At 61.0% G+C, this 15,407-nt stretch carries 16 protein-coding genes; 8 read left to right on the plus strand and 8 right to left on the minus strand.

Annotated features, from left to right (window positions below; all coding sequences use genetic code 11):
* The first annotated feature begins 1 nt into the window (after position 1).
* The 5 genes from V5E99_RS05870 to V5E99_RS05890 are packed head-to-tail and all read left to right on the plus strand — an operon-like array spanning position 2 to position 4,605.
* A complete protein-coding gene (locus V5E99_RS05870) occupies positions 2-1,990 on the plus strand; it encodes a heme lyase CcmF/NrfE family subunit (RefSeq protein WP_499801581.1) in 1,989 nt (662 codons plus the stop codon).
* Positions 1,987-2,523 carry a DsbE family thiol:disulfide interchange protein gene (locus tag V5E99_RS05875; protein ID WP_499801582.1) on the plus strand — a complete coding sequence of 179 codons (537 nt, stop codon included), beginning with the start codon at positions 1,987-1,989 and terminating at the stop codon, positions 2,521-2,523. Before V5E99_RS05870 ends, V5E99_RS05875 begins: the two co-directional genes overlap by 4 nt.
* Entirely contained in the window at positions 2,520-2,990 is a 471-nt protein-coding gene (locus tag V5E99_RS05880) for a cytochrome c-type biogenesis protein (protein WP_499801583.1), read from the plus strand. The genes V5E99_RS05875 and V5E99_RS05880 overlap by 4 nt, the downstream gene beginning before the upstream one ends.
* Positions 2,987-4,186: a c-type cytochrome biogenesis protein CcmI gene (gene ccmI, locus V5E99_RS05885; protein ID WP_499801584.1), complete on the plus strand. Its 1,200-nt coding sequence runs from the start codon at positions 2,987-2,989 to the stop codon at positions 4,184-4,186. The genes V5E99_RS05880 and ccmI overlap by 4 nt, the downstream gene beginning before the upstream one ends.
* 14 nt (positions 4,187-4,200) lie before the next feature.
* On the plus strand, positions 4,201-4,605 hold the full coding sequence (locus V5E99_RS05890) for a hypothetical protein (RefSeq protein ID WP_499801585.1): 405 nt from the start codon (positions 4,201-4,203) through the stop codon (positions 4,603-4,605).
* Between the two features lie 166 nt (positions 4,606-4,771).
* On the opposite strand, the gene V5E99_RS05895 is transcribed toward V5E99_RS05890, so the two are convergent.
* A complete protein-coding gene (locus tag V5E99_RS05895) occupies positions 4,772-5,659 on the minus strand; it encodes a LysR family transcriptional regulator (protein ID WP_499801586.1) in 888 nt (295 codons plus the stop codon).
* 26 nt (positions 5,660-5,685) lie between these two features.
* Positions 5,686-6,342 carry a peroxiredoxin-like family protein gene (locus V5E99_RS05900; protein ID WP_499801587.1) on the minus strand — a complete coding sequence of 219 codons (657 nt, stop codon included), beginning with the start codon at positions 6,340-6,342 and terminating at the stop codon, positions 5,686-5,688.
* Positions 6,343-6,566: 224 nt separating this feature from the next.
* Between V5E99_RS05900 and V5E99_RS05905 the strand changes: the two genes are divergently transcribed.
* Together V5E99_RS05905 and V5E99_RS05910 are read left to right on the plus strand one after the other, a co-directional pair.
* On the plus strand, positions 6,567-6,779 hold the full coding sequence (locus V5E99_RS05905) for a type II toxin-antitoxin system HicA family toxin (protein WP_499801588.1): 213 nt from the start codon (positions 6,567-6,569) through the stop codon (positions 6,777-6,779).
* Positions 6,779-7,183 (plus strand): type II toxin-antitoxin system HicB family antitoxin, encoded by a 405-nt coding sequence (locus V5E99_RS05910; RefSeq protein ID WP_499801589.1) that lies wholly within the window; start codon positions 6,779-6,781, stop codon positions 7,181-7,183. Before V5E99_RS05905 ends, V5E99_RS05910 begins: the two co-directional genes overlap by 1 nt.
* Before the next feature lie 78 nt (positions 7,184-7,261).
* On the opposite strand, the gene V5E99_RS05915 is transcribed toward V5E99_RS05910, so the two are convergent.
* Positions 7,262-8,467 carry an MFS transporter gene (locus V5E99_RS05915; RefSeq protein ID WP_499801590.1) on the minus strand — a complete coding sequence of 402 codons (1,206 nt, stop codon included), beginning with the start codon at positions 8,465-8,467 and terminating at the stop codon, positions 7,262-7,264.
* 233 nt (positions 8,468-8,700) lie between these two features.
* Here V5E99_RS05915 and V5E99_RS05920 point away from each other — a divergent pair, with 233 nt between their 5' ends.
* Positions 8,701-9,330 carry a hypothetical protein gene (locus V5E99_RS05920; protein WP_499801591.1) on the plus strand — a complete coding sequence of 210 codons (630 nt, stop codon included), beginning with the start codon at positions 8,701-8,703 and terminating at the stop codon, positions 9,328-9,330.
* Between the two features lie 193 nt (positions 9,331-9,523).
* On the opposite strand, the gene V5E99_RS05925 is transcribed toward V5E99_RS05920, so the two are convergent.
* From V5E99_RS05925 to V5E99_RS05945, 5 genes are all read right to left on the minus strand, one after another.
* On the minus strand, positions 9,524-10,519 hold the full coding sequence (locus V5E99_RS05925; protein ID WP_499801592.1) for a sulfate ABC transporter substrate-binding protein: 996 nt from the start codon (positions 10,517-10,519) through the stop codon (positions 9,524-9,526).
* Positions 10,520-10,731: 212 nt separating this feature from the next.
* Positions 10,732-11,556 (minus strand): ion transporter, encoded by an 825-nt coding sequence (locus tag V5E99_RS05930; protein WP_499801593.1) that lies wholly within the window; start codon positions 11,554-11,556, stop codon positions 10,732-10,734.
* Positions 11,557-11,579: 23 nt separating this feature from the next.
* Positions 11,580-12,494 (minus strand): urea transporter, encoded by a 915-nt coding sequence (locus tag V5E99_RS05935; RefSeq protein WP_499801594.1) that lies wholly within the window; start codon positions 12,492-12,494, stop codon positions 11,580-11,582.
* Positions 12,495-12,612: 118 nt separating this feature from the next.
* Positions 12,613-14,028, minus strand: a complete 1,416-nt coding sequence (gene pyk / locus V5E99_RS05940; protein WP_499801595.1) for a pyruvate kinase — start codon at positions 14,026-14,028, stop codon at positions 12,613-12,615.
* On the minus strand, positions 14,018-15,298 hold the full coding sequence (locus V5E99_RS05945) for a glycerate kinase type-2 family protein (protein ID WP_499801596.1): 1,281 nt from the start codon (positions 15,296-15,298) through the stop codon (positions 14,018-14,020). Before V5E99_RS05945 ends, pyk begins: the two co-directional genes overlap by 11 nt.
* Between the last annotated feature and the right edge of the window lie 109 nt (positions 15,299-15,407).

Genomic DNA, 15,407 nt, shown 5'->3' on the forward strand with positions numbered 1-15,407 from the left:
GATGACGTCTGCAATCTTTATCCCGGAGTTGGGCCAGTTGGCGATGATCCTGGCGCTGTGCTTCGCGCTGGTTCAGGCCGTCGTGCCGTTGCTCGGCGCCTGGCGTGGCGACCGCTTGTGGATGAGCCTGGCGCAACCCGCCGCCTGGGGGCAGTTCGCGTTTCTGGTGTTCGCCTTCGGCAGCCTGACCTACGCGTTCATGACCGATGACTTCTCCGTCGCCTATGTGGCGAGCAATTCCAACAGCGCGTTGCCGTGGTACTACAAATTCAGCGCGGTGTGGGGCGCCCACGAAGGGTCGTTGTTGTTGTGGGCCTTGATCCTCGGCGGCTGGACCTTCGCCGTATCGGTGTTCTCCCGGCAGTTGCCGCAAGTCATGCTCGCCCGCGTACTGGCGGTGATGGGCATGATCAGCACCGGTTTCCTGATGTTCCTGATCCTCACGTCCAACCCGTTCGCGCGGATTCTGCCGCAGATTCCGGCGGACGGTCGCGACCTCAACCCGTTGCTGCAAGACATCGGCCTGATCGTTCACCCGCCGATGCTGTACATGGGTTATGTCGGTTTCTCCGTGGCCTTCGCGTTTGCCATCGCCGCGCTGCTCGGCGGTCGTCTTGATGCCGCGTGGGCGCGCTGGTCCCGTCCGTGGACCATCGTCGCGTGGGCTTTCCTCGGGATCGGCATCACCCTCGGTTCGTGGTGGGCGTACTACGAACTTGGCTGGGGCGGCTGGTGGTTCTGGGACCCGGTGGAAAACGCCTCGTTCATGCCTTGGCTGGTCGGTACGGCGCTGATTCACTCGTTGGCGGTCACGGAAAAACGTGGCGTGTTCAAGAGCTGGACCGTGTTGCTGGCCATCGCCGCATTCTCGTTGAGCCTGCTCGGGACCTTCCTGGTGCGTTCCGGCGTCCTGACTTCGGTTCACGCCTTTGCGTCCGACCCTGAGCGCGGCGTGTTCATCCTGATCTTCCTGTTGTTTGTGGTTGGTGGTTCGCTGACGTTGTTTGCCTTGCGTGCGCCGGTGGTCAAGAGCCATGTGGGCTTCAACCTCTGGTCCCGGGAAACCCTGCTGCTGGGTAACAACCTGGTGCTGGTGGTCGCCGCGTCGATGATTCTGCTGGGGACGTTGTATCCGCTGATCCTCGATGCGATGACCGGCGCCAAGTTGTCCGTTGGCCCGCCGTACTTCAACGCGTTGTTCATTCCCTTGATGGCGTTGCTGATGGTGGTGATGGCGGTCGGCATGCTGGTGCGCTGGAAAGACACCCCGGTCAAATGGCTGGTGGGCATGTTGACCCCGGTATTGCTCGGCAGCGCGGCACTGGCCGTGGTGGCGGGCGTCGCTTACGGCGATTTCAACTGGGCGGTGATTGCCACTTTCATGCTCGCGGCATGGGTGTTGCTGGCCGGTGTGCGGGACATCTTCGACAAGACTCGCCACAAAGGCCTGATCAAAGGCCTGCCAACCCTGACCCGCAGTTATTGGGGCATGCAGATCGCGCATTTGGGCATCGCCGTGTGCGCCCTCGGCGTGGTGTTGTCGAGCCAGAACAGTGCCGAGCGCGATTTGCGCCTGGCGCCGGGCGAGTCCATGGACCTGGCCGGTTATCACTTCATCTTCGAAGGCGCCAAGCACTTCGAAGGGCCGAACTTCACCTCCGACAAGGGCACCATCCGCGTGATCCGCGATGGCAAGGAAGTCAGCGTGTTGCATCCGGAAAAACGCCTGTACACCGTGCAGAACTCGATGATGACCGAAGCCGGGATCGACGCCGGTTTCACCCGTGACCTCTACGTCGCCCTCGGCGAACCGCTGGGCGATGGCGCTTGGGCCGTGCGCGTGCACGTCAAACCGTTCGTGCGCTGGATCTGGTTTGGCGGCTTGCTGACGGGGTTCGGCGGGTTGCTGGCGGCGCTGGATCGCCGTTATCGGGTTAAGGTGAAAAGCCGTGTGCGCGAAGCACTGGGCATGACGGGAGCCACTGCATGAGACGTTGGTTGATGCTGTTGCCACTGGCGATTTTTTTGGTGGTGGCTGTTTTCCTTTATCGCGGTCTGTACCTGGACCCGGCCGAGTTACCTTCGGCGATGATCGACAAGCCGTTCCCGGAGTTTTCCCTGCCAGCGGTGCAGGACGGCAAGACCCTGACCAAGGCTGACATCCTCGGTAAACCGGCACTGGTCAACGTCTGGGGCACCTGGTGCATTTCGTGCCGGGTCGAGCACCCGGTGTTGAATAAACTGGCCGAGAAGGGCGTGCTGATTTATGGCATCAACTACAAGGACGTCAACGCCGACGCTTTGAAGTGGCTGGTGGAATTCCATAACCCGTATCAACTGAACATCCGCGACGACGAAGGCACCCTGGGCCTGAACCTCGGTGTGTATGGCGCTCCGGAAACCTTCTTCATCGACGCCAAGGGCATCATCCGCGACAAGTACGTCGGGGTGATCGACGAGCAGGTCTGGCGCGAAAAACTGGCGGCCAAGTATCAGGCGCTGGTCGATGAGGCCAAGCCATGAAGCGCTGGATAGCCGCCGTTGTATTGGGTTTGAGCATGGCGGGCGTGGCGCACGCGGCCATCGACACCTACGAGTTCGCCAAAGAAGGCGACCGTGAGCGTTTCCGTGAGTTGACCAAAGAACTGCGTTGCCCCAAGTGCCAGAATCAGGACATTGCCGATTCCAACGCACCGATTGCCGCCGACCTGCGCAAAGAGATTTTCCGCATGCTGGGCGAAGGCAAGGACAACCAGCAGATCATCGATTTCATGGTCGATCGCTACGGTGATTTCGTCCGCTACAAACCCGCCCTGAACGCCAAGACTGCCTTGCTCTGGTTCGGCCCCGCCGGCCTGTTGCTGGGCGGCTTGGTGATCATCGCCGTGATCGTCCGCCGTCGTCGCGTGCAACGCGCTGAAACCCCGGACGCGCTTTCTCTTGATGAGCGTGAGCGCCTCGACCACCTGTTGGATAAAAACCAAGAATGATTGATTTCTGGCTCGCTGCAGGTCTGCTACTTCTGGTTGCCCTGAGTTTTCTGTTGATCCCGGTTTTGCGTGTCCGTCGCGCTCAGCTCGAAGAGGATCGTACTGCCCTGAACGTCGCGTTGTACCAAGAGCGCGTGGCTGAGTTGCAGACTCAGCAGCAAGAAGGTGTACTCGATGCCGCGCAAATGGACAGCGGTCGCGCCGAAGCGGCTCGCGAGTTGCTGGCCGACACCGAAGGCGTTGCGGCGCCACGGGTCTCGAGCCTGGGCAAGTTGCTGCCCTTGCTGGCGGCGATTCTCGTCCCGGTGCTGGGCCTTGGCCTGTATCTGCATTTCGGCGCCAGCGACAAGGTCGAACTGACCCGGGAATTCGCCCAGGCACCGCAGTCGATGGAAGAAATGACCCGTCGCCTGGAGCGTGCGGTGGCGGCTCAGCCGGATTCGGCGGAAGGCTTGTACTTCCTCGGCCGTACCTACATGGCTCAGGATCGTCCGGGCGATGCGGCGAAAATTTTCGAACGCACCGTAAGCCTGGCCGGGCGTCAGCCGGAACTGCTCGGCCAATGGGCCCAGGCCCAGTACTTCGCCGACGGCAAAAAGTGGTCGGACAAGATCCAGGCCCTGACCGACGAAGCCCTGAAAGCCGATCCGAAAGAAGTCACCAGCCTCGGTTTGCTCGGTATCGCCGCGTTTGAAGGCGAGCGTTATCAGGACGCCATCGACTACTGGAATCGCCTGTTGGCGCAACTGCCACCGGACGACAATTCCCGTGCCGCCCTGCAAGGCGGGATCGCCCGCGCGACCGAGAAGCTTGAGGCTGGTGGCGGTAAAGTTGCCGAGGCTCCGGTCACCAAAGGCGCGTTGCTCAAGGTGCGTGTCGATCTCGCGGCCGACCTGAAAGCCAAGGTCCAGCCGGGCGACAGCGTGTTCATCTTTGCTCGCGCCACCTCCGGCCCTCCGGCCCCGCTGGCGGCCAAGCGCCTGACCGTGGCGGACCTGCCAGCCACCGTCGAACTGGGCGATGCCGACGCGATGATGCCGCAGTTGAAACTGTCGAACTTCCCTGAAGTCCAACTGGTTGCGCGCATCTCTCGCGCCGGCCAACCGACTGCCGGCGAATGGGTCGGTCGCAGCCAGCCTCTGGCCAGCAGCACCACGGCGCAGCAACAACTGACCATCGACAGCCCGGATAAATAACAGGAAGCGCCCACATGACCGCCATCGCTCGAATTACCCTGCTCAGTCTCGTCCTGGGGTTAAGCGCTTGTGCGGTCCATCGGCCTCCTGAAACGACACTGCCACCGATCCCGCCGTCGCAACCCAGCCCGACGCCATCACCGACGCCGGCACCAGGCAAACCGGGCATCCCGGCCAAACCCGCGAAGCCGCTGCCGCGCACCTCCGCCAGTTTCGCTCCGCCACCGGGGGGCAACAGCCATTGGGATGCGAAGATGGGCGTCTACGTCCTCGACGACCAACCCAACACGTTCTACCGCCAGCGCACCTACTACCGCTGGAACAACGGCTGGAGCCGCTCCATCAGCCCGAACGGACCGTGGGAAGACACCGACATCCATGGTGTGCCGGGCGGGTTGGGCAGGCAGTTCGGGCAGTAACTGGAAACGGCGATCTTCGGATCGCCGTTTTGCTGTGTGGCATTCGAAAAGATCGCAGCCTTCGGCAGCTCCTACAAAGGCCGAGTACACCGGCTGATCATCGTCGCACTCGGTCCCGTAGGAGCTGCCGAAGGCTGCGATCTTTTGATCTTGATTGAGTGATTAGTCACCTCTGCGCAGCCATCAACCCCTGAACATAATCGACAAACGCCCGCGCCTTCGCACTCGCCATTCTGCCCGTTGGAAACACCGCCCACAGGTCCTGATTTGGCAGCGCCCAGTCGCTCATGACTTCCTTGACCACCCCACTGGCCAGCTCCTGGGAAAACATCCATTCAGACGCCATGGTCAGCCCCAGATGGGCCAGCACGGCTTCACGCAACCCTTCGGCGGCATTGGCGCGGATGCGTCCGCTGATGATGACCGGTTGTTCGTCGTCGGCTTTCTTGAATGGCCAATGGGCGCCACCGCCGAGGGTGTAAACGACGGCCTGGTGTTTGGTCAGGTCGGCGGGGCAGGCCGGCTCACCGTGTTTTTCGAAGTACTGCGGTGTGCCCAGCACCACGCGCCGGCATTCGGCGATCTTGCGGGCGGTAAGGCCCGAGTCGCTCAGGACGCCCATGCGCAGGGCGATATCGACGCCTTCTTCGACCAGGTTGATGTTGCGGTCGTCGAGCATCAGGTCGATGTTCAGATCCGGGTTCTGATCGAGAAACGGCCCCAGGTACGGCACGATGTGCTGTCGACCAAAGGTCACAGCGGCGCAGATTCGCAGGTTGCCCGTAAGGCCACTGGCGGCGCCACGGGCAGCGTTGTCGGCTTCGTTGGCTTCTTCGATGGCGCGCTTGGCCCGGTCGAAAAAGGCCAGCCCAGCCTCGGTGGGGGTCAGCCCGCGGGTCGAGCGCAACAGCAGGCGCACGGCGAGTCGGGCCTCCAGTTGCGCGATAGTTTTCGACACGGCGGGCTGGCCGATATTCAGGCGCCTGGCCGCCGCGGAAAACGAACCGGTTTCCACGACGTAGACGAAGGTTTCCATTGCGGCCAGACGGTCCATCGGGTGTCCTTTTTCTGTGGGGCAGATCAGCCGCGAATCGCAGCCAGCATCGCTTCAGGCTCAGGTCGCTGAGTGTAATCCGGGTTGACCTCGGCGTAACGGATCACGCCATCCTGACCGATCACATAACGCGCCGGCATCGGCAGGGTCCAGGATGGATCATCGTTAAACGTCGGCAGGTCGTTGCGCAGGTTTTTGTACAGTTCGATCAGGTAGTCCGGCAACGCGAAGCGCAGGCCGAAAGCGCCCGCCACATCGTTGTGGGTGTCACTCAGGATCGCAAACGCCAAGCCATTGGTGCGCACCGATTTACGGCTGTTGGCGGCGATTTGTGGCGAGATCGCTACAAGGTTCGCCCCGGCTTCCTGCAACGTCGGCAGGAACGCCTGAAGGGCTTGTAACTCCATGTTGCAGTATGGGCACCAGACGCCACGGTAAAAGGTCAGCACTAATGGACCCTTGGCTAACAAGTCGGCGGAGGATACGGGGTTGCCGTCGGGGTCCTTGAGGGTGAACAGCGGGGCCTTGTCACCGACCTTCAGGGCTTTGCTCGCCGCGTCGGACGCGATCAATTCTGCGGTGGCGCGCTCCATGACCGGGTGGATTTCGGCTGGAGCGTTGTAGGGCGGCTTACCGGCCTTGAAATCGGCTTTAAAGGCATCGAGTTGTGCTTGCAGGGTCATGATCGTAATCCTTGGGGAAGAAGCCGGTTGGCTGGGATCGATGGTGACCTTGGGGGGGCGCAGAGCGGAACGTGGGTGGGGGGCATAGGATTCATTCTTGGGGGGAATGTCCCGTCCCCGATCACACTCTGCAAAACAACCGAACGTCATACTTTCGATTTTTGTGCTTGAGTAAAGATAACTCTAGAGTTACTTTTGTTTGGGCCGGAGCAAGGAGGCTGGTGGTGCAGAGCAGGTTATTGATCAAGGAACTTGAGGAGGCGGGCTGGACACTGGACCGGGTCACCGACAGTCATCACATCTTCACTCATCGTTACAACCCGTACACGATTCCCGTTCCGCATCCGAAAAAGGATTTACCGATAGGGACGGTTAAAAGCATCAGGAGGCGCGCCGGGTTGTATTGCCCGCCAGCCAGTTACACAGGAGACCCATAATGCAATATCCCATCTGTATCGAGTGGGGCGACGAGAACACCGCCATCGGTATTCAGATCCCCGATATCCCCGGCGCAGTCACTGCCGGGGATACATTTGAAGACGCCTATAACGCGGCGATCGAGGTTGCTCACATCATGCTGCAGGAGATTGCGGCTGATGGGGAGCCGATTCCGATGCCGAGCTCAGCCGCCACACATCGTGGAAATCCAGAATTTGCCGACATGGGTTGGGGAATGCTGGAGCTGGACATCTCTCCGTACATGGGAAAGACCGAGAAAGTTAACGTGACGTTGCCGGGCTACGTGATTCAACGTATTGATCGTTACGTACGCGAGCACAACGTAAAAAGCCGCTCCTCCTTTCTGGCGGATGCGGCGATGGAGAAGCTGGTTCGGCACTGAAAAAGTGATTTTGCAACGCATTCCCGGGCAAGCCTGACTCCTGTAGGAGCAAGGCTTGCCCGCGAAGCGTTTAGCAATTTATGCCGTTGCCAGGGAAGGCGCTTTTGAAACACTCAAAAACCGCAACAGCGCCACCAACGGGAACGCACTGCCGACAATCACGATCCACAACCAGCCGCCATGCTCGTACACCACGCTGGCCACGGACGAGCCGAACGCGCCGCCGATGAAGATGCTGGTCATGTATAGCGCGTTCAAACGGCTGCGGCTTTTGGCGTCGAGGGCGTAGACCGCGCGTTGGCCGAGGACCATGTTCATCTGTACGCAGAAGTCGAGCACCACGCCGGTCACGGCCAGGCCGATGACGCTGTAGAGCGGATGAATAAACGCCGGCAGGAAGCTCAGGCTGGCGAACACCAGGGCCAGCAGCGACGCTTTGCGGGTGTGCCCGGCATCGGCGAGGCGACCGGCAATCGGCGCGGCGATGGCACCGATGGCGCCGACCAGGGCGAAGATCGCGATCTGGGTCTGGCTCAGGCCATGGTTACGCGCCAGTTCCAGCGGTACGGCGGTCCAGAACAGGCTGAACGTGGCGAACATGCAACCCTGGTAAAACGCCCGTTGGCGCAAGACCGGTTGCTGCCGCAGCAAGGTCCACAGCGAGCCGAGCAACTGACCATAAGACGCGCTGTGATCCGGCTGGCGCTTGGGAATGGTCAGGGCCAGCACAATGCTGATCGCCGCCATCAACGCCGCCGCAATCATGAACATCGCCCGCCAGCCAAAGTGGTCCGCCACCACGCTGGACACGGGCCGCGCCAGCAAAATACCCAGCAGCAAACCGCCCATGATCCCGCCGACCACGCGGCCGCGAGATTCTTCCGGCGCCAGGTGCGCGGCCAGCGGAATCAGGATTTGCACCGACACCGAACTGAAGCCCACCAGCAACGAGATCAACAGAAACACATTCGGCTGATCGGTAAACGCCGCGCCCAACAGGCTGGCAATCGCCACCAGCGTGGTGATGATCATCAGCTTGCGGTTTTCCAGCAGATCGCCCAGCGGCACCAGGAAAAACAGACCCAGCGCATAGCCAATCTGGGTCAGCGACACGATGAAGCTGGCCATGGTGCTGGTCAGGCCGATGTCCGGCGCGATCAAACCAATGATCGGTTGGGCGTAATAGATGTTGGCAACGATGGCGCCGCAGCAGAAGGCGAACAGCATCACCATGCCCTTGGTCATTGTCACGGCGCTGTGGGACGCCTGAGTCGCTGGTTTCATAACGTGTCTCGCTAAACGGAGGAATGCGCGAAGGCTAAGGCGCTGACCAAAACGGCGGAAGAGGGATTGGAGTGATAGTAATCATTCCTTTGCGGAATGATTGACGGACAGGTGTGATGTCCGTCGGTGAACCTTGCGTCAAAACATTGAGATCCGATGATACATTCACTTACATCTTGTTCGATAGCGTGCTTATGTTCTCTCTTCACGTTTCATAACCGGAAGGCACTTCCATGAATGCGATGTTCCGTCACCTGATTCGCGGCGCTTCAGCCATTACCCTGGTCACCTTATTCTCGGCAGGACTGGCGCAAGCGCAAGACGCACCGGGCCTGCGCATCGGCGTGCGCGGTGAAATCACCGGCGTCAGCGACGACACCTTGAAAGTCCACAGCAAGACCGGCGAAAACGTGGTCATCACCCTGACCAAGGACACCAAAGTCCGCGCTGTCACCCTGGCCAATATCGAAGACATCAAACCCGGCAGCTACATCGGCTCGGCCGCGATCCCCCAGGAGGACGGCACCCTCAAGGCCCTGGAAGTCCACGTCTTCCCACCGGAACTGGCCGGCAGCGGCGACGGCCATCGGCCCTTCGACCTGGCCAAGGGCAGCAGCATGACCAACGGCAGCGTCGGTGATCTGGTGGTCAGCAATGGCCGCACCTTGACCGTTAACTACAAGGGCGGCCAGCAGAAGATCCTGGTGCCGGAGGACGTGCCGATCGTCAATCTGATGCCCGGGGATCGCAGCTTGCTCAAGGTCGGGGTGAAGATCGTAACGTTCGTGACCCAAGGTGCCGACGGCACGCTCACCGCGCAATCCATCTCGGCCGGCAAGGATGGCGTTACACCGCCGATGTAAACCGATTGTGCGGTTGCACCCAATCCCCCTGTAGGAGCTGCCGAAGGCTGCGATCTTTTGATCCTGATCTTTCCCGGGATCGCTGAAGATCAGGATCAAAAGATCGCAGCCTTCGGCAGCTCCTACGGTAGATCGCCGAGCGCCCACAAAAAAGGCGACCTTTACAGGTCGCCTTTTCATTGAGCCTTAGCCCTTACTGCGCATAAATCTGATCGAAAATCCCGCCATCGTTGAAGTGGGTCTTCTGCACGGTGCGCCAGTCGCCAAAGGTCTTCTCCACCGAGAGGAAATCCACTTTCGGGAAACGATCGGTGTACTTGGCCAGCACCGCCGGGTCCCGTGGACGCAGGTAGTTTGCCGCAGCAATCTCCTGACCTTCCGGCGACCACAGGTATTTCAGGTATTCATCAGCGGCGGCGCGGGTGCCTTTCTTGTCGACGACTTTATCGACCACCGACACTGGCGGTTCGGCTTCAGCGGAAACGCTTGGGTAGATCACTTCAAACTGGTCGCGACCAAACTCGCGGGCAATCATTTCCGCTTCGTTTTCGAAGGTCACCAGCACGTCGCCGATCTGGTTGGTCATGAAGGTGGTGGTCGCTGCACGGCCACCGGTATCCAGCACCGGCGCTTGTTTGAACAGCTTGCCGACGAAGGCTTTGGCCTTGTTTTCGTCGCCGCCGTTTTTCAGCACATAGCCCCAGGCCGAGAGGTAGGTGTAGCGGCCATTACCCGAGGTTTTCGGGTTGGGCACGATCACCTGCACGCCGTCCTTGAGCAGGTCGGGCCAGTCTTTCAGGGCTTTCGGGTTGCCTTTGCGCACGATGAACACGGTGGCGGAGGTGAACGGTGCGCTGTTGTTCGGCAGACGGGTGACCCAGTTGTCCGGGACCAGTTTGCCGTTGTCTGCCAGGGCGTTGATGTCGGTCGCCATGTTCATGGTGATGACATCAGCCGGCAGACCGTCGATCACAGAACGCGCCTGTTTGCTGGAGCCGCCGAACGACATCTGCAAGGTGATGTTTTCGTTGTGCTCGGCTTGCCAGTGTTTCTGGAACGCAGCGTTGTAGTCCTTGTAGAAGTCGCGCATCACGTCGTAGGAAACGTTCAGCAGGGTCGGTGCGGCCTGAGCCACGCTGGTCAGTGCCAGGCCTGCGGCCAGAAGTGAGGCGCCAAAGAGTTTTTTCACTGCGCATTCCTTGTTTTTGGGTAGGCGCTGCCGGAGGCTGCGATCTTTTGATCTTGATCTTCCGCGAGCCTGAACAAGACGAAGATCAAAAGATCGCAGCCTGCGGCAGCTCCTACGGGTTATTTGTCAGTCATTGAAGAGGCGTTGCCACCGTTTTGCCAGCGACTATAACGGCGCGCGCATAGTCCTTTAAAGATTAAAAAGTACTGTGCTTATTCCATTTTCTTGAACAGAGCATTGCCACACCGGGAGCAAAACGCCGCGCTCGGTTCGTGGCTGCTCTTCTTGCACACCGGGCAGTCGTGTTGCTGTTGTTCACCGCGCATCGCACTGGCCAGTTCAGCGGTGAAAATCCCGGTCGGCACGGCGATGATCGAGTAACCGGTGATCATCACCATCGACGAGATGATTTGCCCCAGCACCGTCTTCGGCACGATGTCGCCGTAGCCGACGGTGGTCAATGTCACGATAGCCCAGTAGATGCCTTTCGGGATGCTGGTGAAACCATGTTCCGGGCCTTCGACCACATACATCAGGGTGCCGAATACGGTCACCAAGGTGCAGACGCCGAGCAGGAACACGAGGATTTTCTGCTTGCTGCCCCGCAAGGCATCGAGCAGGTAATGGGCCTGTTTCAGGTAGGGGCTGAGCTTGAGCACCCGGAAGATTCGCAACATCCGAATGATGCGGATGATCAACAGGTACTGCGCGTCGCTGTAGTACAGCGCGAGGATGCCAGGCACGATTGCCAGCAAATCCACCAGCCCATAAAAGCTGAACGCATAGCGAAGCGGCTTGGGTGAGCAGTACAGGCGCAGGATGTACTCGCCCAGAAAAATAACGGTGAAGCCCCACTCGATATACGCCAGCACATCGGCGTAGTTCTGATGAACCGCGTCAATGCTGTCGAGGACCACGATCACCAGGCTGGCGAGGATGATCAGCAGCAACGTGCTGTCAAAGCGTCGGCCAGCCACCGTGTCGGTCTGGAAAATCATCACGTACAGGCGATTGCGCCACGTGTCGTTGCCGTTCATTCAAATCGCCCTGAGCGTGAAAATCAGCGCAGCCTAGGGTGATTCTCCCCGGTAGCGCAAGGCGCACTGTCTTTGGCGGCTTTGCGCACGACGCGAATGCCGGCCCGGATCACCCAACAAGCCAGGATGAACGGCGCGGTCAGGGTAGGCAGACCGATGGCGGCAAACACAGGGGTCAGCAACAGCGCCGCCACAATGCCGGCCAAAGGCAGCCACGACGGCTGGCGCTGCGAGCTGAAGGCGAGGGCGGCGAGTACGGCGTTATAACTGCCGAGCCCCAGCAATGCGCTGTAGAAATCGTGGTGCAACAGGCTCCAGCCCATGCCCGCGACGGACGCCAACAATGCCCAGCAGAATGCGCGGCGATCAGCGATGAGCAAACCGGCGGCAATCATCGAGCCGGCCATTGGATGTCCCAGGAACATCACTTGCCCGAGGCCTTTGAGGGGAGCCGCGAGCAGGTTTAGCGTGTTGATTTCGATCAAATGTGCCGTGGTCGACGGTGTGGCGAAGCACAGCAGCAACCAGCTCATCCCCACGAAGGGGGTGGTGTAGGCGGGCAGATAGTGGCTGACCCGCGCGCGTTTGAGCCATTGTTGAGTCAGCATCGCACTCAGGCCGCCACACGCGATGATCAGCGGCGGCAACAACGCGGACCAGGGGAAATACAGGCTCAGCAGCAACCCGAGCAAAACGCCGTTGTAACTGAATAGCCCGGCCTGACGGTCAGCCTTGGTATAGCCGCGACGTTGCGCGGTCAGCAACCCGGCGACCCCGCCCAGCAGCGCACCACCGAGCAGGGCCGGGGCAGTAAAAAGAATCGCCAACAGGCACAGCAGGCCGCACAGCGGATGGCGCTGGAGGAAGATCTGACTGAAGCCGTTGAGCAGGGCCGTGGCCCAGTCGGGGCAGTGGGTGTTGAAGTGGTTGGCAGGCATTTTTTATCTGTGTGTCAGAGGGACCGCGTCATCGTTCTTCGCGGGCAAGCCTCGCTCCTACAGAAATACGCTGTCCCTGTAGGCGCGAGGCTTGCCCGCGAAGAGGCCGGTACAAGCGCTAAATCAACGTCTCGATGCGCAATGAGTTAGTCGACCCCGGCTGCCCGAACGGCACGCCCGCCGTAATCAACAACGTATCGCCACGCTTGGCCATGCCCTGGGCCTGGGCAATCTCCAGCGCCGTCGAACACACCTCGTCCACCTGGCGCAGCCGATCATTGACCACTGAGTGCACGCCCCACGCTACGGTCAAGCGGCGAGCGGTTTGCAGGTTCGGCGTCAGGTTCAGGATCGGCACCGTCGGCCGTTCCCGCGCGGCGCGCAAACTCGACGTGCCGGACTCGCTGTAGTTCACCAGCACCGCCACCGGCAGCACGTTGCTGATGCGCCGGATCGCGCAACTGATCGCATCGGAAACCGTCGCCTCGGCCTTGGGCCGGCTCACGTCGATTTGGGTCTGATAGTCCGGACCGTTTTCCACCTGGCGAATAATCTTGCTCATCATCTGCACCGCTTCCAGCGGGTACTCACCGGACGCGGTTTCCGCCGACAGCATCACCGCATCCGCGCCTTCAGCCACCGCGTTGGCGACGTCCGTCACCTCGGCGCGGGTCGGGGCCGGGGAGAAGCGCATCGACTCCAGCATCTGCGTCGCCACCACCACCGGCTTACCGAGTTCGCGGCACACGGTGATGATGTTTTTCTGGATTTGCGGCACGCTTTCGGCCGGGACTTCCACGCCCAAATCGCCGCGAGCGACCATGATCGCGTCGCTCAATTCGGCGATTTCCCGCAGTTGCGTGACCGCCGACGGTTTCTCGATTTTCGCCATCAAAAACGCTTTGTCGCCGATCAGTGCGCGGGCTTCTTGAATGTCTTCCGGACGCTGCACAAACGACAGTGCGACCCAGTCCACGCCCAGTTCCAGGCCGAAGCTCAAATCGCGGCGATCCTTGGCGGTCAGCGGGCTCAGGTCGAGCACCGCTTGCGGCACGTTCACGCCTTTGCGGTCCGACAGTTCGCCGCCATTGAGCACAGTGGTGTCGATCGCATCGGAATATTTGGTGACTACGCGCAGACGCAGCTTGCTGTCGTCCAGCAGCAAATCCATGCCCGGCTCCAGGGCGGCGATGATTTCCGGATGGGGCAGGTTGACCCGGCGCTCGTCGCCCGGTGTCGAGTCGAGGTCCAGGCGCAGGGCCTGGCCGCGATGCAGTTGCACCTTGCCTTCGGCGAACTTGCCGACCCGAAGTTTCGGGCCTTGCAGGTCCATCAGAATCCCGAGCGGGTAATTCAATTGGCGCTCGACTTCACGAATCCACTGATAGCGCTGGGCATGGTCGGCGTGATCACCGTGGCTGAAATTCAGGCGGAAGATATTGACCCCGGCCTGCACCAATTCGCGGATGTCATCGATGCCGTCGGTGGCCGGGCCGAGGGTGGCGAGGATTTTGACCTTTTTATCAGGCGTCATGTTTTGTGCTCTCGAGGATCAGGATGGCGCGGAAGTCGTTGACGTTGGTGCGGGTCGGCTCGGTGACGATCAGGGCGTCCAGCGCCTCGAAATAGCCGTAGCCATTGTTGTTATCCAACTCGTCGCTGGCGCTCAGACCAAGGGCGGCGGCGCGGGCGTAGCTGTCCGGGGTCATGATCGCGCCAGCGTTGTCTTCGGAACCGTCGATGCCATCGGTGTCGCCGGCCAGGGCGTAGACGCCGGGCAGGCCTTTGAGGCTGTCGGTCAGGCTCAGCAGGAACTCGGCGTTACGCCCGCCGCGCCCATTGCCGCGCACGGTGACCGTAGTTTCGCCGCCGGACAGAATGACGCAGGGCGCTGCCAATGGCTGGCCATGCAGGACGATTTGCCGGGCGATACCGGCATGGACTTTGGCCACTTCCCGGGACTCGCCTTCCAGGTCGCCGAGGATCAGCGGACTGAAACCGGCCTGACGGCATTTCACCGCCGCCGCTTCCAGGGATTGCTGCGGACGGGCGATCAATTGGAAATGGCTGCGGGCCAGGCTCGGGTCGCCGGGTTTGACGGTTTCCGATTCGGGACTTTGCAGCCAGGCACGCACCGAGGCCGGAACGTCGATGCTGTAGCGTTTGAGGATCGCCAGCGCTTCAGCGGACGTGCTCGGGTCGGCCACGGTCGGGCCGGACGCGATGACGGTCGCGAGGTCGCCGGGCACATCGGAAATCGCGTAGGTATACACAGTGGCCGGCCAGCAGGCTTTGCCGAGACGCCCGCCCTTGATCGCCGAGAGGTGCTTGCGCACGCAGTTCATCTCGCCGATGGTCGCGCCGGATTTGAGCAGGGCTTTATTGATCGACTGTTTGTCGGCCAGGGTGATGCCGGCCGCAGGCAGGGCGAGCAAGGCAGAGCCGCCACCGGACAGCAGGAAGATCACACGGTCGTCTTCGGTCAGGTTACTGACCAGTTCCAGCACACGTTTGGCCACGGCCAGGCCTGCTGCATCCGGCACTGGATGCGCGGCCTCGACCACTTCGATTTTTTCGCAGGGGGCGCCGTGACCGTAGCGGGTCACCACCAGACCTGAGACTTCACCCTGCCAGCAGCGCTCGACCACTTGGGCCATGGCGGCTGCGGCTTTGCCGGCGCCGATGACGATCACGCGACCGCTGCGATCGTTGGGCAGGTGGGCTTCGAGGACTTGCTGCGGATGGGCCGCGTCAATGGCTGTGGCAAACAGCTCGCGCAGCAGGTGTTGCGGATCGACCGACATGGCGGGCTCCCGGAATTTCTTGTTATTGGAGGAAGGCAGCCTGCGCCAGCTCTGGGAAGGCTCACCCTTTAACCGGTGTGAACCCTCTCCTGTAGGAGCTGCCGCAGGC

It is taken from the genome of Janthinobacterium sp. LPB2021202312-11-4, assembly GCF_037049705.1.
Lineage (GTDB): Bacteria > Pseudomonadota > Gammaproteobacteria > Pseudomonadales > Pseudomonadaceae > Aquipseudomonas.